This window comes from Archangium sp., from assembly GCF_045802675.1.
Classification (GTDB): domain Bacteria; phylum Myxococcota; class Myxococcia; order Myxococcales; family Myxococcaceae; genus Archangium.
Genome location: NZ_JBJMQO010000027.1, coordinates 1 through 21,297, shown reverse-complemented (window position 1 = coordinate 21,297; position 21,297 = coordinate 1). Strand labels below are relative to the sequence as shown.

Sequence of the window (21,297 nt, the reverse complement as noted above, 5' to 3'; positions counted from 1 at the left end):
GATTGTTGCCAGAGCCTAATGCAGGGGTTATGCCCCAAGCTTGATGAGCGACAACCAATCTCCGGAGCAGCCGGAAACCACTGCCGAAGCCCCGTCCCGCCCCGACGAGTACGTCGCGGACATCAGCTTCGATGACTTGAACCTGTCCGAGCCCCTCCGTCGCGGCATCACGGACCGTGGCTATACCAACCCCACCCCTGTCCAGGCCAAGGCCTTTGGCCCCGTCATGCAGGGCAGGGATCTCATCGTGCGCAGCAAGACCGGCACGGGCAAGACGGCCGCCTTCGGCCTGCCCCTGCTGGAGAAGATCTCCTCCGAGGACAAGCGGGTGCGCGCCCTCATCCTCTGCCCCACGCGCGAGCTGGCGCTCCAGGTGTCCGAGGAACTGGCCGCCCTGGGCAAGTACAAGGGCGTGAAGGTGGCGGCCATCTACGGCGGCGCCTCCATGAAGCAGCAGGAGGACGCGCTCGAGGAGGGCACTCAAATCATCGTGGGCACGCCCGGCCGGGTGTTCGACCACATCAACCGCGGCAACCTCAAGCTCGAGGCCTGCTCGCACGCGGTGCTGGACGAAGCCGACGAGATGCTCAACCAGGGCTTCTACGAGGAAGTCACGCGCATCCTCGACCGCCTCCCCAAGGACCGGCAGGTGCTGCTCTTCAGCGCCACCGTGCCCACGGACATCCAGAACCTGATTGCGCGCTACACCACCAACGCGGAGACGCTGCTGCTCTCCGGCGACGTCTTCACCGTCGAGCACATCCACCACATCCGCTACGACGTGTCGGACGCGTTCCCCAAGCCGCGCAACCTCATCTACGTGCTGGAGGCGGAGGAGCCGCTCAACGCCATCATCTTCTGCAACACGCGGGATGACACGGCGCTGGTGACGGCGGTGCTCAACCGCAACGGCTTCGACGCGGATCTGCTCAACGGGGACCTGCCGCAGAAGGAGCGCGAGCGGGTGATGGGCAAGGTGAAGCGCGGCGAGGTGGCCTTCATGGTGGCCACGGACATCGCGGCGCGCGGCATCGACATCTCCGGCCTCGAGTACGTCATCAACTACTCGCTGCCCGAGGATCCGGCCGTGTACCTGCACCGGGTGGGCCGCACCGGCCGCATCGGCAACAAGGGCACCGCCATCAACCTCTTCTCCGGCCGCGAGCTGGCCACGTACACCACGCTGGAGAAGAAGTACGGCATCAAGTTCGAGAAGCGCGAGATGCCCGCCCCCGAGGAGGCCATGCGCCTGTGGGCCGAGCGCCACGTGCGCGAAATCCGCGAGGCCGCCTCCGGCTCCATCTTCGAGGGCTTCCTCCCCCTGGCCGCCCAGCTCAAGGGACGGGCGGACGCGGATGACCTCGTCTCCTTCCTGCTCAAGTACTTCTTCAGCCACCTGCGGATGGAGAAGGCCCAGGCCGCCGGGGAGCCCGAGCGCGCCGAGCCCCAGGCCCGCCCCGAGGGCCGGCGCAAGGAGCGCGGCGAGCGCGACCGCGAGCGTCCCCGTGACCGGGACCGGGACCGCGACAGGCCGCGCCGAGAGGAGCGCCGTGCGGAGTCCCCGGGCGAGCGTCCGGAGCGCGGCGAGCGTCCGGAGCGCGGCGAGCGTCCGGAGCGCGGCGACAAGCGCCGCCCCGGGCGGGGTGAGCGTCCGGAGCGCGGTGGCTCGATAGAGGCCGCCCCGGGCGAGGCGAAGCTGTGGGTGAACCTGGGCACCGAGGATGGCCTGGGGCCCGGCAGCATCGTCACCGCCCTGGAGGAGGCCGGCGCACCCGCCAACAAGGTGCTGCGCGCGGACCTCAAGCCGGGCTTCTCCTACGTCTTCATCTCCCAGGACGACCTGGCCGGCTTCGAGGCCCTCACCGGCAAGCCGTACAAGGACAAGACGCTGAAGGTGGAGAAGAGCCGGCCGCGCGGCGAGCGAGACCCCAACCGGCCGCCGCCCTCGCCCGACGCCGGCCCCGGCGAGGTGAAGCTGAAGTTCAACGTGGGCATGGACGACGGCCTGGACGAGGCGAAGTTCATCGCCGCCCTGGAGGCCGCTGGCGCCCCCGCGGGCAAGGTGAACAAGGCGGTGCTCCGCTCCCACTACGGCTACGCCTACGTGACCGAGTCCGAGTCCGCCGCCTTCGAGGCGCTCGACGGCAAGGCGCACGGGGAGAAGACGCTGAAGGTGGAGAAGCACCGGCCTCGCGGCACCCGCGAGCGCCCGCCGCGCCGCGAGGAGCGTCGTGAGGAGCGCCAGGAGACGCCCGAGGTGCCCGGCCAGGCGCGCCTGTGGGTGGGCCTGGGCCGCTCGGAGGTGGCCGACGAGGCCGCCCTCACCAGCGCCCTGGAGTCGCTCGGCGCCCCCGCCGGCAAGGTGCAGCGCGTGGAGCTCAAGCCCACGTACTCGTACGTCTTCGTCGCCGACGAGGACGTGGCCGGCTTCGAGGCCCTCAGCGGCAAGCAGCACGGGGAGAAGACGCTCAAGGTTGAGCGCGCCCGGCGCCGCTAGCCGGCTGGCTCGGGGGGCGGGCTCACGCGTCCGCCCCCTTCGAGCACCCCCTTCCCGGATGGCCTAGACTCGCCCCTCCGTGTCCGACGACCGCTCCGCCCCCCCTCCCGACGCCCCCGTCACCGTCACGACGCTCCCGCGTCTGCCGGAGGCGGGCGGTGCTCCAGAGGCGAGATCCTCCGAGCCGGGGGCGCCCGAGCTGAAGCCCACCGGGGAGCTCTTCGCGGGGCGCTATGTCCTCGAGTCGCTCGTCGGCCGAGGAGGCATGGGCCGGGTGTACCGCGCCCGCGACGGGCTCGTCGGTGACGTGGTGGCCCTCAAGACGCTGGAGCTGGGCAGCAACCCCAGTCCGGACGCGCTCGAGCGCTTCCGCCGCGAGGTCCGCCTCGCCCGCCGCATCTCCCACCCCCACGTGGCACGCATGCACGACCTGGGGGAGCACTCGGGCCAGCACTACCTCACCATGGAGTACGTGGAGGGCGAGGACCTCCGCTCGCTGCTCGCCCGCGAGGGGCCGCTGGCACCCGTGCGCGCCGCCCGCATCGCCCAGGCGGTGTGCGAGGGCCTGGCCGCCGCCCATGCCGCCGGCGTGGTGCACCGCGACCTCAAGCCCGCCAACGTCCTCGTGGAGAAGGGCGAGCGCGTCGTCCTCACCGACTTCGGCATCGCCCGCGCCCTCGTGGACGAGGCCGCCCGCCACACCCAGGGCACCGCCGGCACGCCCATGTACATGGCCCCCGAGGTGCTCTCCGGCAGCGAGGTGGGCGCGCGCGCCGACCTCTACGCCGTGGGGTTGATGCTCTACGAGATGCTCACCGCGGCGATGCCCTTCTCGGGCGACTCGCCCATGGCCGTCGCCTTCGCCCGCCTGCGCCAGCCCCCGCCGGACCCGCGCACCCGGACGGCCGTCCCCGACGCGCTCGCCACGCTGGTGCTGCACTGCCTCGCCCGCGAGCCCGACGGCCGCCCCGAGAGCGCCGCCCGCCTCGCCCTGTCGCTGCGCGCGTGGCTGGAGAGCGCGGGAGGTGAGCAGGCCCCCACGAGCCCGCGGCTCTCGTCCCTGCCCGCGCTGGCGGCGGCGCCCGTGTCGCAGGACACGCCCACCGTCGCGCGTACCTCCTCCTGGAGCCTCACCGCCACCCGCGAGCCGGGCGTGGCCATCCTCCCGCTGCGCTTCCAGGGCGCCCGGGAGCGCGAGTTCCTCGGCGATGCGCTCAGCGACATGCTCATCGACGTGCTGTCGCGCACCCGCGGCGTGCGGGTGACGGGCAGCGGCGCCACCGCGCGCTTCCGCGACGAGCGTGAGCCCCGCGCCGTGGGCCGCGAGCTGGGCGTGGGCTTCGTCGTCGATGGCACGGTGCAGGGCTCGGGCCCCACGGTGCGCATCTCCGTCCGACTGGTGGAGACGGCCCACGGCACCCAGCTGTGGAGCGGCCGCTTCGAGGACTCCTCCGAGGACGTCTTCGAGCTGCAGGACCGGCTGGGCCCGCGCATCGCCGAGTCCCTGCGCGTGGAGCTGCGCATCGCCGCCCAGCACGACACCACGCCGCCCGAGGCCCTCGCGCTCTTCCGTCAGGCCTTCGTCCAGGGCTACACCCCGGGCTTCGCCTCGGACGTGGCGATCAGCGGGCTGGAGCAGTGCCTCGAGCTCGCCCCGGACTTCCAGCTCGCGCTGGCGCTCCAGGCCCTCCTCTGCCTGCGGGCCTGGTTCGCGGGCTCGGGCGCGCAGCGCAACTGGGAAGAGGTGGCGCGCGCCAGCGTCACGCGCCTGGAGCAGCGGGCGCCCCAGCTCGCCGAGACGCACCTGGCCCGGGCCATGCTCGCCTCGCAGGAGGGAGACTGGCGCAAGGCGGTGGTCGCCGCGCGGGCCTCGCTCGAGACCGCCCCGACCTTCCCCGTGGCCATGCAGTTCCTCGGCAGCCTCCAGTGCGAGGCCGGCCGCGCCGATGAGGGGCTCGTGCTCCTGCGGCGGGCCTTCGACCTCGACTCGCAGCTGGGATTGAGCCTGTTCGAGCTCGCCCGCTGCAGCGCCCTGCGCGGACGGATGGACGACTACCGCGCGGCCCGGGAGCAGCTCGCGAGGTTCTCCAACTACCGCATGCCCGGGCTGATGCTGCGCCTGCGCGTCTCGGCCTGGATGAAGGATTACGAGGGCATCCGCGAGTGCAAGCGTGCCCTCGAGGACGAGACGTCCGCGATGGCCGCCAATGGCGCGCGCTACGCCGCCACCGTGCTCGGCGAGGTGGACCCGTTCATCTCCATCGGGCAACTGGACGCCATGCTGGAGCGCAGGTTGAGCCCCCGGTTCGCCTCGCTGATGCGCCAGCTCGCCACCGAGCAGCTGTGCCTCACCGGCCACCCGGAGCGGGCGCTGGAGTACTTCCTGCGCGCGGCCGACACGGCGTTGATCGATTTGGAGTGGACCGATCGCTGCCCCGCGCTCGAGTCGATGCGCGCCCTGCCCGGCTTCGCCAAGGGCCGCCGCAAGGTGCGCACCCGCGTGGAAGCCATCTGGAACGGGTAGGGCGCAGCAGACGCGTCAGAGGTCCTCGCGGGCCTCGGCCAGGGTGTACTGCTTCCGGGCGACGACGAGCGGGCCTGTCTTCTCCACCAGCCACGCGGGTGTGCCCGGTGGAAGGTAGAAGGACTCCTCGAAAGGCGACAGCCCCAGGTGATGCAGGTACTCCCGGAGCATGTCGAAGGTGAACCGGTCCCTCACCCGGCGCGCCTGATACTGCTCCAGCTTCTCGAAGGAGAACGGCTCACCGAACTGGTCGAAGACCCAGCGGCCCCCGTCGTTGACCACGTTCACAGCGCGTATGTAGTTGAGCCATTCCGTCTGGTGCGGGCCGTACATGGCGAGCGACACGGCGCCATAGCGGCCTTTGTCCCCGCGGAGGGTATTGGGCACGGCGACCACACGCAGGACTCGGCAGCCCAGCGTCCGGGCCATATAACGCATGGGGCCCGTGGCATCGGTCCCTCGCCACCCGTTCTCGACGAACGCCGTCCAGGGGCTGCGTGTGGGGATGAAGAGGTGCCGCTGCGTTTCGGAATCCGTGAGGGGCAACAGGGCGGAGAGCGCCTGTTCCAAGGAGCCCGCCATCACCGGGCGCACCTCGACGGCGACGCCTCGGAGCACCGGCAGCCCTGCCTGCCACGCCGCGTAGGCGCGAGCGGCGTGCTCCGCATCGGTCTCCAGAAATCCTATCTCCGAAGTGACGGGCGCCCAGCGGTCCTCCAGGAGCAGTCCCTTCATGTTCTCGGTCATCCGGTGAGCCTCGCCCGTCAGGGCACGATGAGGAGAATGGTTTCCGAGTCCGGGTCGTTGGACGTGGTGCGCGACTGGTGACTGGGACCACGGTCCGAGGTGGGCGTGTCGTACTCCACCTGATAGCGGCGGCCGTTATAGTCGAACTGCAGGTCCGGGCGGTTGACTCCGACACGCTGGCCGTTGCGGTACGTGACCTGCTGCTGGTTCACCCGGATGTTTTTGGCGCCCATTTCCTCCAGGTATTTGATGTCCGCTTGGAGCTGTGCGTTCTGGGTGGGGCTGGCGCCAATGGAACGGTTCGTCTCAAGCACACCAGGCACCTTCGGCTTGACCGCGACGTCTCGAGGCAGACGTGGGCCTGCAGCCGCCGGCCGGGGCGGGTTACTGCCAGTGAGCGCCTGGACCAATCCCGGTGAGGGCACGGGTGAGGCGGGCGCGGGCGCCGTCGGAGTGGGAGCGGATTCTGGAGGGGCTTCGGCGGATTTCGGCACCGGTTGTCGCGGCGCTGGAGCTTCACTGCTGAGTGCAGCCTCCCGAGACAACGGACGAAGTGCTGGCTCCTCCGCGCTCAACCGCACCACGCGCGAGAAGACCCCCTGCAGGACCTTGGTCCCTGTCAGGCTCAACAACAGGATCTTCAGCTCGCGTTGGGTCGTGTCCGCCAGGTACTGCCGCACCTCGAGCATCGTCCGGGCGATGCGAGGCGTGGTGGCCGGAGAGAAGAGGGTGGGCACGATGAGTGACCCTCCCGCTCCGCGGTAATAGGCATATCTCGCGGGTCCGGGCCCTGAGGTACTGGCCGCCAGAGCCGCGTCCCGGTCCGGGTAGATGGAGGCATTCAGCGGCTCCGCGCTCGTGAGTCCCAGGTCCACCTGAGACTCCGGGACGAGCACGGGCAGTGGCAATCCCTCGCAGTAGAGGACATACCCTCCCGCGGTGATGCCAAAGCCCACGGCCGTCACTCGGGCGTCGACGAAATCCCGATGCGCTCGGGGGTCGGCCACGCCCTGGGAGACCCGGGGCAACTGCACGCCGCTCCGGCGCAGTTCCTCCGCCCGCCGTGGCGTGGGCACCTCGAGATCAACCTCGACGGCCTGCTGTCCGGAGCCTGACGTGCCAGGGAAGCGCTGAGCCGCGACAGGACTGTTCTGCGCGTACCACCCCGGCCCCATCCGGCCGGGATTCGCGGCACAGGCCGTGAGCAACAACAGGAGCGCAAGCCCACTCCACCCACGGAGCCAGTGCCCCCTGGAATGGCGATACGTCACGAGGCGCATGAGTCCCTTTCCGCTTCCGGGTCGTGCAACAGGGGGCAACCCGAGGCCCGCCCTACCCTCACCCCGACCCTTTCCCAGAGAGCGAGGGAGGGGTCTACGGGTTTGAGGAAGTGGGGGGCGTCTTGGCTCGCCTCGCCCGGTGGTAGTGCGCCACGCACAGCTCCCTCGCCAGCACCGGCTTCTCGCAGCCCGGCTCCTTGCAGCGACGGGCCTCCTCGGTGGGCGCCTGCCCCGGCGTGCGCTCGCCTCCGAACATGGCCTCCGCCACCGCCAGCAGCCGGTCCACCTCTTCCCGCGTCAGTCCTCGCGCCCGCGCCAGCTCCACCAGCCGCTGTGCCCCCGCCTCGTCCTCCTCCACCCGGAAGAGCTCCGCCAGCGGCACCCCCAGCGCCCCCGCCACCTGCACCAGCGTCTCGTAGCTCGGGCTGCGCTCACCCCGCTCCAGCAGCGAGGCGAAGCTCACCGAAATGCCGCACCGGGCGGCGAAGTCCTCCTGGGTCAGGCCCCGCCGCTCTCGTAGCGCCCGGATGCGCCTCGCGAGCCCCTGCAGGTGCCCGCTCGCATCCTGGGCTGACGGGGAACTGGAGCGCATGGCCAACCCATGCTACCGCACCCCATCTGTTAAGGTCTCGCGCCGTCATGGGTCGCCCCCACGCCGGCCGCCCCAGGAGAGCACCCCGGCCATGCATGCCGTCGAAGGGATTCACTACTACTTCCGCAAGGCCGCCCGCATCATGGACGTCGGCGAGCGCATCGAGACGCTGCTCGCCACGCCCCTCCGCGAGGTCAAGGTCCAGGTCTCCATCGAGCTCGACAGCGGTGAGATCCGTACCTTCCACGGCTACCGCATCCAGCACGACAACAGCCGCGGCCCCATGAAGGGCGGCCTCCGCTTCCATCCCACCATCTCCCAGGAGGAGTGCGTCGCGCTCGCCTCGCTGATGACGTGGAAGACCGCCGTGGTGAACCTCCCCTACGGCGGCGCCAAGGGCGGCATCGCCGTGGACCCCACCCAGCTGTCCATGAAGGAAATCGAGCGGCTCACCCGCAAGTACGTGGACCAGATTCAGGACGTCATTGGTCCCACCCGCGACATCGCCGCCCCCGACGTCAACACCAACCCCCAGGTGATGGCGTGGATCATGGACCAGTACTCGCGCTACCACGGGCACTCGCCCGCCGTCGTCACCGGCAAGCCCCCCGAGCTCTACGGCACCCGGGGCCGTGACTCGGCCACCGGGCGCGGCCTGCTCTACATCACCCGCGAAATCCTCCGCGACACCGGCCTGCCCATGAAGGGCACGCGCTTCGCCATCCAGGGCTTCGGCAACGTGGGCAGCCACACCGCACAACTGCTCTGGCAGGACGGCGGCGTGGTGGTGGCCGTCTCCGACGTGTACGGCGGCGTGTACAACCCCCAGGGCCTCGACATCCCCGGTCTCTTCGAGCACGTGAAGCGCACCGGCACCGTCACCGGCTTCGGCGGCGGCCAGGCCTGCACCAACGAGGACGTGCTCGCCGCGGACTGTGACGTGCTCGTCCCCGCCGCCATGGGCCATGCGCTCAACCGCACCACCGCCAACACGGTGCGCGCCCGGCTCATCATTGAAGGCGCCAACGGTCCCACCGATCCCGAGGCGGACGAGATTCTCGAGAAGCGTGGCGTGCTCGTGGTGCCGGACATCCTCGCCAACGCGGGCGGTGTGACGGTCAGCTACTACGAGTGGGTGCAGAATCTCCAGCACCTCACCTGGGAGGAGGACCGGGTGAACGCCGAGCTGGAGAAGACGATGAAGGAAGCCTACGACCGGGTGGCGCAGCTGGCGCGCTCGCGCAAGGTGACGTTGCGCACCGCGGCATTCATCCTCGCCATCGGCCGGGTGGGCAAGGCCACGGTGCTCCGAGGCATCTGAGAGCGGGCGGGCAGACGGCGGCCCGCTGCCCCCTCCCCTTTCGCGCGGGCATCGCATCGGTTATCAGGCGCGACACAGCCCATGGTCACCCTCCAGCAAATCGAAGACGCCCAGCAGCGCATTGGCGAAGCCGTGTACCGTTCCGAGTGCCCCCGGACGGAGCAGTTCAAGGAGCTCACCGACTGCTCGGCGCTCTACTGCAAGCTGGAGAACCTGCAGCGCACCGGCGCCTTCAAGGAGCGCGGGGCGCTCAACAAGCTGCTGACCCTCACGGCGGAGGAGAAGGCCCGCGGCGTCATCGCCGCCTCGGCGGGCAACCACGCGCAGGGGCTCGCCTACCACGCGGGCCGCCAGGGCGTGCACGCCACCATCGTCATGCCCGAGCGCACCCCGCTCATCAAGGTGACGCGCACGCGCTCCTACGGCGCCCGCGTGGTGCTCTCCGGCTCCAACTTCGACGAGGCCTACGCCGAGGCCCTGCGCATCCAGGACAAGGAGAACCGCGTCTTCGTCCACCCGTTCAATGATCCGCTCATCATCGCGGGCCAGGGCACCATCGGCCTGGAGCTGCTCGAGCAGGTGCCGTACATGGACATGGTGCTGGTGCCCATCGGCGGCGGCGGGCTCATCTCCGGCGTGGCGTGCGCGCTCAAGGAGACCAACCCGCGCATCAAGGTCATTGGCGTGCAGGCCTCGGCCATCGCGAGCATGAAGGCCTCGGTGGAGGCGGGGAAGCTGACGGAGCTGCCGGCGGCCACCACCATCGCGGATGGCATCGCGGTGAAGCGCCCCGGCGACTACACCTACGAGATGATCCGCCGCTACGTGGACGACATCGTCACGGTGGACGAGGAGGAGATCGCCAACGCCATCCTCCTGCTGCTCGAGCGCGAGAAGACGGTGGTGGAGGGCGCGGGCGCGGTGGGCCTGGCGGCGCTCATCAACGGGAAGATTCCCGCGGCGCGCGGGCGCAAGGTGGTGCTGCTCATCTCCGGCGGCAACATCGACGTGAACCTCGTCAGCCGCATCATCGAGCGCGGCCTGGTGAAGGACGGGCGACTGGTGCGGCTGGTGGTGAAGATGCCGGACCGGCCGGGGATGCTCGCGCGGCTCACGGCGGAGCTCGCCCAGCAGGGCGCCAACATCGTGGAGATCTACCACAACCGCGCCTTCTCGAAGGCGGGGCTGGGCGAGGTCGCGGTGGAGGTGACGCTGGAGACGCGCGGCCGCGGCCACATCGAGGAGATCATCGGCGGCCTCGGACAGAAGGGCTGGCAGGTCGCCGAGGAGAGCTGAGCGCGCGCGGTGGGGAGACGCCACCGCGACCCCCGACGCCTGCTTTCGTTGTCATCCCTCCGGACGAGCGGATGACGCCGCCGCCGACTGTCAGGGGTCATGTTAGACTGCCCCACTCCGGAGGTCACGCACATGAATCAGGCCGTGGAGGGGCGGGTTGCGGCGGAGCGGGGGTGGAGGGAGGGGAAGCCCCGGCGGCCCCGGCGGGGCCTGGAGGCGAGGGAGGAGAGGTGGTCCCCCGCGCCCGGCCTCCGGGTGGACGGCTACAGGTTGGAGGCGCGGCTGGGCGAGGGAGGCCAGGGCAGCGTGTACCGGGCCCGGCGCGGGGGCCGGCTGTATGCCCTCAAGTTCTTCCCCCTCACCTCCAAGGACTGGGCCTGGCGCGAGCTGGAGGTGCGCCTGCGGCTGCGGCGCGTGGGCTCGCTGGAGGTGCTCGGCTTCGGCCTGTGTCCGCCCCAGCGGCCGGGCTTCGTCTACGTCGTCATGCCCTACGTGCGCGGGCGCCCCGTGTACGACTGGGCCCGGGAAGGGAACGTCCCGGCGCGCGACGTGGCGCGGCTCGTGCTGGAGGTGGCGCGGCAGCTGGTGGGCGTGCACACGGCGGGCGTCGTGCACCGGGACCTCAAGGGCGCCAACGTCCTGGTGCGCAAGGAGGAGGGGCGCCCGGTGCTGGTGGACTTCGGCGTGGGCACATACGTGGGCGCGCCCGAAATCACGCACCCCATGGCGCTGCCGGGCACGCGGCACTACCGCAGCCCCGAGGCCCTGCGCTTCCGGCGCGAGCGGGCCGGCGAGCACTCCCCGGCGCGCCGCTCGGATGACCTGTGGGCGCTGGGCGTCCTGCTCTACTGGTTGCTCACCGGCAGCTACCCCTTCGACGCAGAGGACCCGAGGGCGGACGAGGGCACCCTGGCCAACATCATCCTCCGGGAGGAGCCCGAGCCGCCCCACGTGCGCAACCCGCGCGTGCCCCGGGCCCTGAGCGAGCTGTGCCTGCGCATGCTGGAGAAACGGCTCGAGGCGCGCCCGCCGGATGCGTGGGCGGTGTGCGCGGAGCTGGAGGCGGTGCTGGCGCAGGCGGACGGCACCTGGGACGTGCCGTTGTGCGAGGCCTGGGGCCCCGATGCCGCCACCACCGTCCAGGAAACCATGGGACGCGAGCTGGGGGACTGGCTGGACAAGATGCGGCGGTTGAAGCTGTACGCGCGGCTGCACCCCCGGCGCGGCGGGCCCCCGGCCCCGGCGGAAGCCTCCACGCTCCCGTGCCCTCCCGAGCAGCTACCAGCGGGAGCGCCTGGAGAGGCGGCGGACCCGAGCCCCCCGGCCCCACCGCCCCGGACTCGCGGCGGGCCCTGGCGCACGTGGGCCTGGGGTGGTGCCGTGGGAGTGCTCGCCGTGGGCCTGCTCGTCCTGCTCCCCTCCCCGCCCGGCCCCGCGCCCGAGGGGTCTCCGCCTACCGCCGAGGTGATCTCCGCCCCCACCATGCTGGAGGTCACTTCTTCCGGCCAGGAAGTGGCGTCCCAGGCAAAGCCGCCGGAAGTTGGCGCAGGCGCGGCGCCCGCTCGGGCCTCCACTGCCGCGCCCGTCGCACCCGCGACGCTCCGGAAGGACGGTACACGCGTGAGGACTCCCCCTCGGCAGCAGCAGAACACGGTGCTCGGTGGCGCGGGCAGGGCCTGCGTCCTGGTATGGGCCGCGGGCCAGCTCGCGTGCGCCAGCCCCGAGCCCCAGGTGCGCCCCGTGGCCCCCCCCACCGCCTCGCGCATGCCCCCGCCCGCCGAGTGCCCCGCCGGCTCCGAGCAGACCATGAAGCAGGTGGGGGGACTGAGCATCAGGGCCCGTGAGAACGCGATGTTCTTCATCGATGGTGAGCCCCGCCCCAGTGAACGCATCACCGTGCACCCGGGCCAGGCCGCCACCTTCATCATCCTGGAGCCGTGGGGAGGGTTTCCCACCCGGAGCGTCTTCACCGGGCAGCTCCTCTTCGGGGAGGGACGTGTCTATGGGCGCATCACCCAGGTCCGCACTCCCGACGGGCTGACGTACTCCGTCTGCTTCGACCTCTATGACCTGGAGGACAAACGCGGCGTGTGGATGGAGCCCGGAAGCCGGCAGGACGCGGCGATCATCTGGTCCACGGTGGCGCTCCAGGCGGTGAGGCGCTTCGAGTAGGGACCAACGTGGGAGGTTCCTGCTAACCTCTCCACTTCGGAGGTCTCCTTCCCATGCCCGCCCCGTTCTCCGCCACGGCCCTGCTGCTGCTTCTCCACGCGAATGCCCCGGCACTCGCACCGCCCGCCGCCACGCCCTGGGCCATGACGGGAGCGCCCCGCTTCACGGTGACGGCGGACAGCGCGGGTGAAGCACGGGAAGTGCCCATCAGCCCGAATCGCGTTCTCACGTTCGTCTTCGACACGCCCGCCCTGGGTGAGGACACCGTGGTGGTGGAAGAGCGCGAGCGTTTCCGTCAGGTCTCGTTGTCGAGGGACGGGCTCATGCTCGCCCTGCTCCTGTCGGACGAGTTGCCGCCGGGCACGCGGTTGCGGCTGACGGTGCGCTTCGCGGATGGAGCACCGCCCACGAGCCTGGACTTCACGCTGGTGGTGTCCCCCCGGGCCGAGCCGCAGGTGGAGGTCTACCGCCAACCGCGCCCTGGCGACTCGTACCGGCAACAGGCCGAGGAGGCGGAAGCGCGAACCCGGCAATGCCAGACGGTGCTGGCCCGGGAACGGGCGGAGCGTGATGCTCCCCGCGGCCTCACCGGGCTGCTCGCCTTGAAGCAGATGAACAAACAGGGCATCCGCGCCCAGCGCATCTACAAGGACATCACTCTCCGTCCCGGAGAAGCCTTCCACGTGGTGGATGCGGTGAGCTACCGCGCCACGGGCGGAGAGAAGGAGGCCGGGGTGACGCGGCTCGCGGTGGAGTTGCAGCTCTGGAATCAGGGCACCCGGCCGTGGACTCCCGTGAACGCGCAACTGGTGGGCCCGGCCGGGCGGTGGGACGTCCAGGTGTGGCCACCCGAGCCCCTGGCCCCGGGCGAAACGCGCCGCTTGCTGGTGGAGGTGGAGCAGCCCGGGCTCGCTCCCGCGGGCCCGTACCTGCTGAAGCTCTGGGACGAGCGCGGCACCCGGACGGCCACGCTCTCCGGGGTGACGTTCCCGGAGTACGTGCCCTGACGCGCGGTCCCCTCTCGGGGGCTTTCAGCGGAGATGTGCAGGCGTCTCGAGGTGCTACGGGAAGGGCCGCGCTCAGTGCGCGACCTCCCCTTCCTTCTCCACCGCCACGCTGCGCACCACCTCCATCCCCACCGGCTCCCAGGACTCGGGCAACCCGGAAGACGCACTCCACACCTCGAGCGTGATGAGCCAGTCGTCCCGGTACATCGACCAGCGCGACACCCAGAACAAGTTGCCCGCCGCCATCGACGCGTACACCATCGGATGCCCGTCCACCGTGTACACCTGCGGCATCGACCACATGACACTGTCCGGCTCCTGGGGGCCCTGCGTTTCCTTGAGGAGCCGCTCGCGCAGCTCCCGCGTGGCCTCCTCCAGTCGTGCCTCGGGCATGGCCCGCTCCAACCGCTCGGCGGTGACCTCCACCGAAACCGGCTCCTTCATCTCGTCCCCGAAGAAGACCCGCGAGGACGCGCCGCCTCCCGTGGCGTCCTCGAGGACCTCGACACGGCCCGCGGCCCCGGTGGGCACGGCGACGGTCACCGGCGTCCCCGGCATCCGCAGCCGCACCAGGGGCTGTGCCCACCGCACCTCCCAGGGGTGTCCCAAGACCAGGGCGCGGATCATGCACAGCAGGGTGATGTACACGACGGCGAACGCGCCCAGGCGGACGGACAGGCGCTCAGCCTCCCACGGACGCGGCAGCCTCCAGAGCAGCGCGCCCGACATCCCGAGCCCCAGCCCCATGGCGCCTCCCGCCAGGTGCAGGATGTTGGAGGGCATCTGCTGCGGGCACGCGCACGCACCATGGACCATGGAGGCCACGACGGTGCTCGCGGCCAGCACGCAGACGAGACGGCGTCCTGGCGGGAGCGGGGCACTCGGCCGGGAGGTGAGCGCCAGCAGCGCGCCCACCATCCCGCAGACGCCGCCCGAGGACCCCACCACGAGCCTCTGCGGCAGCACGAGCGCGCCGGCGAGGATCGAGGCCAGGATGCACAGCGTGTAGAGCAGCAAGAGGCGGCTCGGGCCGAGCAGTCCCTCCAGGTACATGCCGCACAGCAGCAACAAGACGGCATTGCCCACCAGGTGCGGCCAGCCCAGGTGCAGGTAGCCCGCGGTCAGCAACCGCCACGCCTCGGCTCCGAGCGAGGCCGGGCTGAACTCCGCCCCCATCCGCATCAGGGTGACGTGGAACGTCGAGCCACCCCACTGCTCCTCCCCCAGGAAGATGGCGAGTTGGACGGCCATCAGCGCCAGGCAGGCGAAGGGGATTCGACGGGGCAGCAGCACCGCGAACAGGCGCCGGGCCGGAAGAGCTGGAAGTGCGACAGGAGGAATCATCGAGGGGAGGGCTCTCATCAGTGGCCCCGGACTCTACCTCCCCGGACACTTTCGCGATACTACCTCGCAGGACCCCCCGCCTCCAGGCCGCCCCTGGCGAATGACACGTCCTTCGACACCTTCCCGACCTTCTGGGACACCTTCTCGGCGCGCGGGAGGAGGAGCGTGAAGACGGTCCCCTCCGGCGCCGTGGACATCACGTCGATGAAGCCGCGGTGGGCGGCGACGATCTCCCGGGCGATGTAGAGGCCCAGGCCCAGGCCCTCGCGCGCTCCTTGCGTGTGCGAGGCCTCTCCGCGCCGGAAGGGATCGAAGAGCGTCGGCAGCGTCTCGGGAGCGATGGGCCCCACGCGGTTGTGATTGTGGACCACCAGGCGCACCCAGGCGCCTTCGCCGTGAAGGCCCACCGTGACGGGCGTGCCCTCGGGACTGTAGGTCAGCGCGTTCTTCAGGAGGTTGCCCACCACCTGCGCCAGCCGTCCCTCGTCCCACTCCCCCCAGAATTCTCCATGGGCCTCCAGCCGGACCTCGCGGCCCGGGGAGGCCATCTCCGCCTCCTCCACCGCGTGGCGCACCACCGGGTAGAGGTCCGAGGCCGTGCGCTGCACGGGGATGCCACCGCCCAGCCGCACCCGGGTGAAGTCCAGCAGCTCGGCGATCATCCGCGACATCCGCTCGGCGCTGCTGGCGATGCGTCCCACCGTGCGCAGCGTCTTCCCGGGCATGCCCTCGGTGCGCAGCAGCAGGCCCGCGCCGGTGGAGATGGCGGACAGGGGCGTGCGCAAGTCGTGGGAGACGATGCCGATGAGGCGCTCGCGGAATTGCGCCGTGCGCCGCAGCTCCTCCTCCGCGTGCTTGCGCTCGGAGATGTCCACCACCACCGCACCGGCCATGAAGACGCGGCCCTCCCCGTCCCGCACCGGGTAGTAGCTGATGAGCCAGTGGCCCTCCTCGCCCCGCCGCACGGGGTGGGGCCCGGACATCTCCTGCCCCAGGAGGGACTCGCCGGCGAGGACGCGCCGGAGGATGGGCTCGAGCGTGGGGGCGACCGCGGGCAACACCTCGGGCAGGGCGCGTCCGAGGTGCGCCTCCACGGGCAGGCCGTTCATGTCGGCCAGCACCTGGTTCACACGCACGTAGCGCAAGGAGGTGTCGAGAAAGGCCATGCCCACGGGAGCCGTGGCCACGAGGGTGTCGAGCAGGGCCAGGGCCGCCTCCGCCTCCCGGCGGGCCTCCCGCTCCCGTGCGAAGAGGGCCGTGCGCTCGGCCGCCACCTGCTCGCGTTGCCGCAGGGCGCGCAGCAGGAGCACTCCCAGCACCAGCGAAGCGGCCACCTCGCCGAGGAAGCCCGCGGCCAACAGCCGCCACGCCCTGCCCGACGCCGCGTCCGCCTCGTGCTGGGCGGTCTCGTAGAGGGCGTGCTCGTAGCGCATCAGCGCTTCCAGCTCGACGTCGAACCGGACGCGCTCGGGCAGCATCTCCTCCCTCACGATGCGCTCGGTCTCGCCCTCCACCTGGCCCGTGCGTTGGCGCGCCTCGGTGGCCCGGTTGGCCGCCGCGCCCGCGATGAACCAGAGCTCGCGCAACCGGGAGAGCCGCTCGCGCTCCTCGGACCGCACCACGCCCCCCGAGCTCAACTTCTCGTGCACCACCCGGAAGCGCTCGCGGGCGGCCTCCAGCTCGCGCAGGTGGGACTCGTCCCCCGTCAGCAGGTAGTCGCGGGCCTTGCGCGCCGCCTCGTTGCTGACGGACACCAGCTCCTCGGTGAGCACCACCTCGCCCAGGTACCCGCTGACGAGCGTCTCGTGGCGGTGCAGGGTGGCGCGCAGCACGGTGAGGGCCAGGCCCCCCAGCAGCAGGGCCACGAGTGCCATGGCGAAGAAGCCGACGACGAGTCTGCGCAAACGTCCTCCCTGAATGAAGTGGGCCCCGGGAGACGAGCCGGGGCGCTACAACGAAGGTGACAACGACAAACGTCCCAACCCGCGCTGCTTTTCCCCGCTGCCCCGCTCGCTGACCAGAAACATGGGCAGGCCCTCGCCCGGATGCCTTGGCTCCCACCATGCCGGCTCGGCGATACTGGGCCCATGCGCGCCCTGCTCCTCGCCGCCCTGCTCTCCGCCAACCCTCCTCCCACGTCCGCCCAGGCCCAGAAGCTCGCCGTCCAGCGCGCGTGGGAGGACCTGTACCTCGCCTGGGCCTCCGTGGACCCCAAGGGCTACCCCGCCCCCGAGCGCCGCACCATCGCCGCCTCGCTCCTCAAGGGCTGCGAGGCCCTCGCCGGCTCCGATGCCGTCATGGCGTATTCGCTCGGCGAGCGCGCCGTCCTCTTCGACGAGAGTTCCCCGGGCCTGCGCTGCGTGGCCCGCACCGCGCTCGCCACCGAGCAGCGCGGCGCCGCCGAGGTCGCCCTGCGCCAGGGCCTCGAGCGCTTCCCCAAGGAGGGCCACTTCGGCCTGGAGCTCGGGCGGCTCCTGCTGGAGGACAAGGATCCACGGGGAGCGCTCGCGGCGCTGGAGAAGGTGCCCCCGCGCTCGCCCGAGGCCGCGAAGGCCCGCGCCCTGGTGCAGAAGGCGCGCGGCGAGTCCGCCCAGGAGAACGACGCCCGCGCCCAGGCCCGCGCCATCGAGCGGCGCTTCAACGGCGAGACGGACGAGCAGGGCTCCAGCGCGCAACCCGCCTCCGCCTCGGGGCTCGCCTACGAGTCCGGCGTGGGCGAGGACGGCATGCGCACCCGCGCCAACAGCCGCTTCGTGGTGAAGTACTTCAACAACGCGCGCGACTTCGGCCAGCGCGCCGAGTACGAGGGCCGCATCGTCTCCGCGCTCGACGAGGCCCATGCCCATACGCGCGAGGTGCTCGGCGAGGCGCGCGAGTCCCCCGTGGACGTCGTCCTCTACACCCGCGAGGAGTTCCGCACCCACCAGGGCGCCGCCCTCGCGCGCGCCGTGGCCGGGCTGTATTCCAACGGCGCCATCCGCATCAACGACGCCGCCGAGCTCACCCCGCAGACCAAGGCCACGCTCGTCCACGAGTACGTGCACGCCGTGGTGGATGACCTCGTCCACGCGGACCGCGGCGGCCAGCAGGTGCCCATCTGGCTCAACGAGGGCCTTGCCGAGCTCGTCGAATGGCGCTACCTGGGCAGCGACAAACCGCCCTACGCGCTCGGCAACCGCCTGCGCGGCGCCGCCCAGTCCGGCCAGCTCCCCCGCCTCTCCCAGATGGCCGGGCAGGCCCTCATCCAGCAGCGCGACCCGGCCCTGGCCTATGGCACCTCGGCCGTGGCCGTCCAAGAGCTGATGCGCGAGGGAGGGCCTGGCCGGCTGCTCGAGCTCATCCGCGAGGTGGGCCAGGGCACCGCCTTCGAGGAGGCCCTCCAGCGGCGCTATGGCCGGAGCGTCCCGGAGCTGGAGGAGGCCGTGAAGGCCGCTCTCTCGAGGAGGTGACGGGCGAGCGGATTCCGCGTTCGCGAAGTTTACCCCTCCAGCTGAGTCCCCTACACTCGGCCACGGAAATTTTTTGCTTTGGCGCTGTGGCTGGAGCCTGGCACCGGGTCCGGGTCCGCAGCGAGGTGACGGATGTCGGACACGCGCGCGGCGATGAGGGAGTTTCGCTTCCTGGATGAGAAGCGGACGCGGGGAATTCTTTCCCCCGCGGAGGAGGCTCGTTGGAACGAGCTGCGGGAGCACCTGGTCGGCCAGGACATGACCTCTCAGGAGGCCGCGGCCGAGGATCCCGCGCAGCAGCCCCAGGGCTACTACGGCGAGGATGGCCAGTGGTACGCCTACCCCGAGGGCTACGATCCCAACGCGCAGGCCTACGATCCCAACGCGCAGGGCTATGACCCCAACGCGCAGGCCTACGATCCCAACGCCTACGCGCAGCAGCCCCAGGGCTACTACGGCGAGGATGGCCAGTGGTACGCCTACCCCGAGGGCTACGACCCGAACGCCCAGGCCTACGACCCGAACGCTCAGGCCTACGACCCGAACGCTCAGGCCTACGCGCAGCAACCGCAGGGCTATTACGGCGAGGATGGCCAGTGGTACGCCTACCCCGCGGGCTACGACCCCAACGCCCAGGCCTACGATCCCAACGCGCAGGGCTATGACCCCAACGCCCAGGCCTATGCGGGTTACGAGTCCCAGCCGGCTCAGGAGCCCTACCCGGCCGAGCCGCGGCAGGACTACGCGGCCGACTCCGCCTCGTCGCAGCCGACGCCCGCCTATGCCTCGCCGATGCCCGGCTACGTGCCGCAGCAGGCGCAGCCGATGCCGGACCCGGTCAAGCTCAGCCTCGAGACCGAGAACCTCGAAGTCCCCGCGCTGAACGAGCCCGCGCCCTGGGAGGAGCCCACTTCGGAGCCCATCGCCGAGCTCGAAGCCTCTCCCGAGCCCGAGTCACTCGACGCCGAGGCCGAGCCGCTCGACGCCGGGCCCGGCACCGAGGACGTCTTCGAGGTCTCCGACACCGACGTCTCGCCCGTCAGCGAGGCCACGCCCATCCCCGACAACGTTCCCGAGTCGGTCGACATGAGCGACTGGAACGACGTCACCACGCCCTCGGCCGCCTCGCTCTCCGCCCGGCAGCACGCGCTCGCGGTCACGGACTCCACCGAGATCTCGGGACCCATCGAGCTGGGCGAGGATGACTTCTCCTCGCTCAACTCCGACCCGTCGTCCTCCACCCGCATCTCCGCGCCGCCCATCGCCGGGCCGCCCGTCGCCGAGTCGCGGCAGGGCTCCCAGCGGACCATCGAGATCAGCGCCTCCGACATCGAGCTGCTCGAGTCCGATGCCGACGTGCCGCTGCAGGCCGAGCCCATCCTCGCCGAGGAGCCCACGACTCCCGCCACCGATGAGTGGTCCTCCGCGCCGCTCGCGCTGGACGCCGAGCCGAACACCGCGCCCTCGCAGCCGGCCTACGGCGCCGGGTCTCCGGACGTCGCCCTGCTCGAGGATCCGGACCGGATGGAGATCACCGCCTCGTACGCGATCCCGGCCACTCCGCCCGACGCCGAGCCCGTACCCACCCTGGACGTGAACGACGTCCAGGCCACGGCCGATGGGACGCCCACGTTCGAGCTCTCCGAGCTCCAGGCCTCGCCCGAGCCGGCCGCCTCGCCGGCGCTGGAGACGCCGTGGGAGACCTCCGCGGAGGACCTGGGCGCGTACGGCACGAGCCCCGACGGAGCGTTCACGGCCCAGGGTGGCGAGCAGCCCACGTTCGACGTGGGGGACCTCGGTGCCGAGATGGAGCCCGCGGCACCCGCCTCGGGTTTCCCGTCCTCGGAGCACGTGACCACGCTGGAGCTGAACCCGGTCCAGGTCGCGCCGGATCTGCACGCGGACACCGTCGAGGTCGCCGACTCGTTCGATCCCGAGGCCGCGCGGGCCTCGGAGTGGGGCGTGCCGGCGAACGCGGAGCAGACGTACGACGCGGGCAACCCGGAAGATCCGGTGCCGCTCACCAGCGCCTCGGACTACCTGGGCCACGCGGAGCAGGGCGGCACGTCGGTGTCGGACGAGCCCGTGCCGCTCGAGGCGACGGGCGCCGAGGTGAGCTGGACCGGGAGCGAGAGCACCGGGGAGGGCCTCCAGTTGGAGAGCGCCGCGGAGTACATGAGCACTCCGCAGTTCGCGGAGGCCAGCGCGACGTGGGGCCACCAGCCCGAGGGCGAGCAGCCCGTGGCGGAGACGGCCGATCCCGAGAGCACCACGGCGTACGGCAGCCGGCTGGGCCATGACGCCGGAATGGAGACTGGCGAGGCGCAGCCCGAGTGGAGCGCGGCCGCCGAGCAGCAGCCCGTGCTGGAGGCGCAGCCCGAGTGGAACGCGGCGTCCGAGGAGCAGGCGCCCGTCGAGGTGCAGTCCGAGTGGATGACGCCCGAGCCCTCCACCGCCACCGAGGCGCAGCCCGAGTGGAACGCGGCGGCCGCGGAGCAGCCGGTGCTGGAGGCGCAGCCCGAGTGGTCGACGGCGGAGAGCGAGCCCGCGGCCACGGCGGAACCGCAGCCCGAGTGGGCCGCTCCTGCCGAAGAGCAACCCGTGATGGAGGCCCAGCCCGAGTGGGCCGCGCCTGCCGAAGAGCAGCCCGCCGCCGAGCAGCAGCCCGTCATGGAGGTGCAGGCCGAGTGGGTGACCGCCGAGCCGCAGCCCACGGAGGCTCAGCCCGAGTGGGCCGCCCCTGCTGAAGAGCAGCCTGTCATGGAGGCTCAGCCCGAGTGGGCCGCTCCTGCCGAAGAGCAGCCTGTGATGGAGGCTCAGCCCGAGTGGGCCGCTCCTGCCGAAGAGCAGCCTGTGATGGAGGCTCAGCCCGAGTGGTCCGCTCCTGCCGAAGAGCAGCCCGTCATGGAGGCTCAGCCCGAGTGGTCCGCTCCTGCCGAAGAGCAGCCTGTCATGGAGGCTCAGCCCGAGTGGTCCGCTCCTGCTGAAGAGCAGCCCGTCATGGAGGCTCAGCCCGAGTGGTCCGCTCCTGCTGAAGAGCAGCCCGTCATGGAGGCTCAGCCCGAGTG

Annotated in this window: 13 protein-coding genes and 1 pseudogene; 9 read left to right on the top strand and 5 right to left on the bottom strand. The window is 71.3% G+C overall.

The genetic code is table 11. From position 1 onward, the window contains the following. Nucleotides 1–43 precede the first annotated feature (43 nt). Together ACJ8AN_RS08230 and ACJ8AN_RS08225 are read left to right on the top strand one after the other, a co-directional pair. The gene (locus tag ACJ8AN_RS08230; protein WP_407754703.1) at nucleotides 44–2,497 is read left to right on the top strand and encodes a DEAD/DEAH box helicase; all 2,454 of its coding nucleotides are present in this window, start codon (nucleotides 44–46) and stop codon (nucleotides 2,495–2,497) included. Between the two features lie 79 nt (nucleotides 2,498–2,576). Further along, entirely contained in the window at nucleotides 2,577–5,021 is a 2,445-nt protein-coding gene (locus tag ACJ8AN_RS08225) for a protein kinase domain-containing protein (protein WP_407754702.1), read from the top strand. Between the two features lie 15 nt (nucleotides 5,022–5,036). Here the strand turns inward: ACJ8AN_RS08225 and ACJ8AN_RS08220 are convergent, their stop codons facing one another. Next, the gene (locus ACJ8AN_RS08220; RefSeq protein WP_407754701.1) at nucleotides 5,037–5,756 is read right to left on the bottom strand and encodes a hypothetical protein; all 720 of its coding nucleotides are present in this window, start codon (nucleotides 5,754–5,756) and stop codon (nucleotides 5,037–5,039) included. Nucleotides 5,757–5,785: 29 nt separating this feature from the next. Further along, nucleotides 5,786–6,505, bottom strand: coding sequence for a hypothetical protein (locus ACJ8AN_RS08215; RefSeq protein ID WP_407754700.1), 720 nt, complete (start codon nucleotides 6,503–6,505; stop codon nucleotides 5,786–5,788). A 249-nt stretch (nucleotides 6,506–6,754) separates the two neighbouring features. Between ACJ8AN_RS08215 and ACJ8AN_RS08210 the strand changes: the two genes are divergently transcribed. Then, nucleotides 6,755–6,883, top strand: coding sequence for a hypothetical protein (locus ACJ8AN_RS08210; protein WP_407754699.1), 129 nt, complete (start codon nucleotides 6,755–6,757; stop codon nucleotides 6,881–6,883). A gap of 259 nt (nucleotides 6,884–7,142) precedes the next feature. Here the strand turns inward: ACJ8AN_RS08210 and ACJ8AN_RS08205 are convergent, their stop codons facing one another. After that, entirely contained in the window at nucleotides 7,143–7,640 is a 498-nt protein-coding gene (locus ACJ8AN_RS08205; RefSeq protein WP_407754698.1) for a helix-turn-helix domain-containing protein, read from the bottom strand. Between the two features lie 91 nt (nucleotides 7,641–7,731). Between ACJ8AN_RS08205 and ACJ8AN_RS08200 the strand changes: the two genes are divergently transcribed. The 4 genes from ACJ8AN_RS08200 to ACJ8AN_RS08185 all read left to right on the top strand — a co-directional run bounded on the left by ACJ8AN_RS08200 (nucleotide 7,732) and on the right by ACJ8AN_RS08185 (nucleotide 13,436). Next, nucleotides 7,732–8,961, top strand: coding sequence for a Glu/Leu/Phe/Val family dehydrogenase (locus ACJ8AN_RS08200; RefSeq protein WP_407754697.1), 1,230 nt, complete (start codon nucleotides 7,732–7,734; stop codon nucleotides 8,959–8,961). 81 nt (nucleotides 8,962–9,042) lie between these two features. Further along, nucleotides 9,043–10,257 (top strand): threonine ammonia-lyase, encoded by a 1,215-nt coding sequence (gene ilvA, locus ACJ8AN_RS08195; RefSeq protein ID WP_407754696.1) that lies wholly within the window; start codon nucleotides 9,043–9,045, stop codon nucleotides 10,255–10,257. 132 nt (nucleotides 10,258–10,389) lie between these two features. Next, a complete protein-coding gene (locus tag ACJ8AN_RS08190) occupies nucleotides 10,390–12,429 on the top strand; it encodes a protein kinase domain-containing protein (RefSeq protein WP_407754695.1) in 2,040 nt (679 codons plus the stop codon). A gap of 53 nt (nucleotides 12,430–12,482) precedes the next feature. After that, nucleotides 12,483–13,436: a DUF2381 family protein gene (locus ACJ8AN_RS08185; protein WP_407754694.1), complete on the top strand. Its 954-nt coding sequence runs from the start codon at nucleotides 12,483–12,485 to the stop codon at nucleotides 13,434–13,436. 72 nt (nucleotides 13,437–13,508) lie between these two features. Here the strand turns inward: ACJ8AN_RS08185 and ACJ8AN_RS08180 are convergent, their stop codons facing one another. Both ACJ8AN_RS08180 and ACJ8AN_RS08175 read right to left on the bottom strand, forming a co-directional pair. Further along, entirely contained in the window at nucleotides 13,509–14,780 is a 1,272-nt protein-coding gene (locus ACJ8AN_RS08180) for a rhomboid family intramembrane serine protease (protein ID WP_407754693.1), read from the bottom strand. Between the two features lie 59 nt (nucleotides 14,781–14,839). Next, entirely contained in the window at nucleotides 14,840–16,684 is a 1,845-nt protein-coding gene (locus tag ACJ8AN_RS08175) for an ATP-binding protein (RefSeq protein WP_407754692.1), read from the bottom strand. A 183-nt stretch (nucleotides 16,685–16,867) separates the two neighbouring features. Here ACJ8AN_RS08175 and ACJ8AN_RS08170 point away from each other — a divergent pair, with 183 nt between their 5' ends. Beyond that, entirely contained in the window at nucleotides 16,868–18,229 is a 1,362-nt protein-coding gene (locus tag ACJ8AN_RS08170; protein WP_407754691.1) for a peptidase MA family metallohydrolase, read from the top strand. Nucleotides 18,230–18,361: 132 nt separating this feature from the next. Then, nucleotides 18,362–21,297: pseudogene (locus tag ACJ8AN_RS08165) on the top strand (hypothetical protein); the annotation flags it as partial.

What these genes read in the sequence shown, in the direction of transcription:
- ilvA (WP_407754696.1), top strand. Translation starts at nt 9,043, where the DNA reads ATGGTCACCCTCCAGCAAATCGAAGACGCCCAGCAGCGCATTGGCGAA.
- ACJ8AN_RS08185 (WP_407754694.1), top strand. Translation starts at nt 12,483, where the DNA reads ATGCCCGCCCCGTTCTCCGCCACGGCCCTGCTGCTGCTTCTCCACGCG.
- ACJ8AN_RS08200 (WP_407754697.1), top strand. Translation starts at nt 7,732, where the DNA reads ATGCATGCCGTCGAAGGGATTCACTACTACTTCCGCAAGGCCGCCCGC.
- ACJ8AN_RS08205 (WP_407754698.1), bottom strand. Translation starts at nt 7,640, where the DNA reads ATGCGCTCCAGTTCCCCGTCAGCCCAGGATGCGAGCGGGCACCTGCAG.
- ACJ8AN_RS08220 (WP_407754701.1), bottom strand. Translation starts at nt 5,756, where the DNA reads ATGAAGGGACTGCTCCTGGAGGACCGCTGGGCGCCCGTCACTTCGGAG.
- ACJ8AN_RS08180 (WP_407754693.1), bottom strand. Translation starts at nt 14,780, where the DNA reads ATGATTCCTCCTGTCGCACTTCCAGCTCTTCCGGCCCGGCGCCTGTTC.
- ACJ8AN_RS08170 (WP_407754691.1), top strand. Translation starts at nt 16,868, where the DNA reads ATGCGCGCCCTGCTCCTCGCCGCCCTGCTCTCCGCCAACCCTCCTCCC.
- ACJ8AN_RS08190 (WP_407754695.1), top strand. Translation starts at nt 10,390, where the DNA reads ATGAATCAGGCCGTGGAGGGGCGGGTTGCGGCGGAGCGGGGGTGGAGG.
- ACJ8AN_RS08230 (WP_407754703.1), top strand. Translation starts at nt 44, where the DNA reads ATGAGCGACAACCAATCTCCGGAGCAGCCGGAAACCACTGCCGAAGCC.
- ACJ8AN_RS08210 (WP_407754699.1), top strand. Translation starts at nt 6,755, where the DNA reads ATGCGCTCGGGGGTCGGCCACGCCCTGGGAGACCCGGGGCAACTGCAC.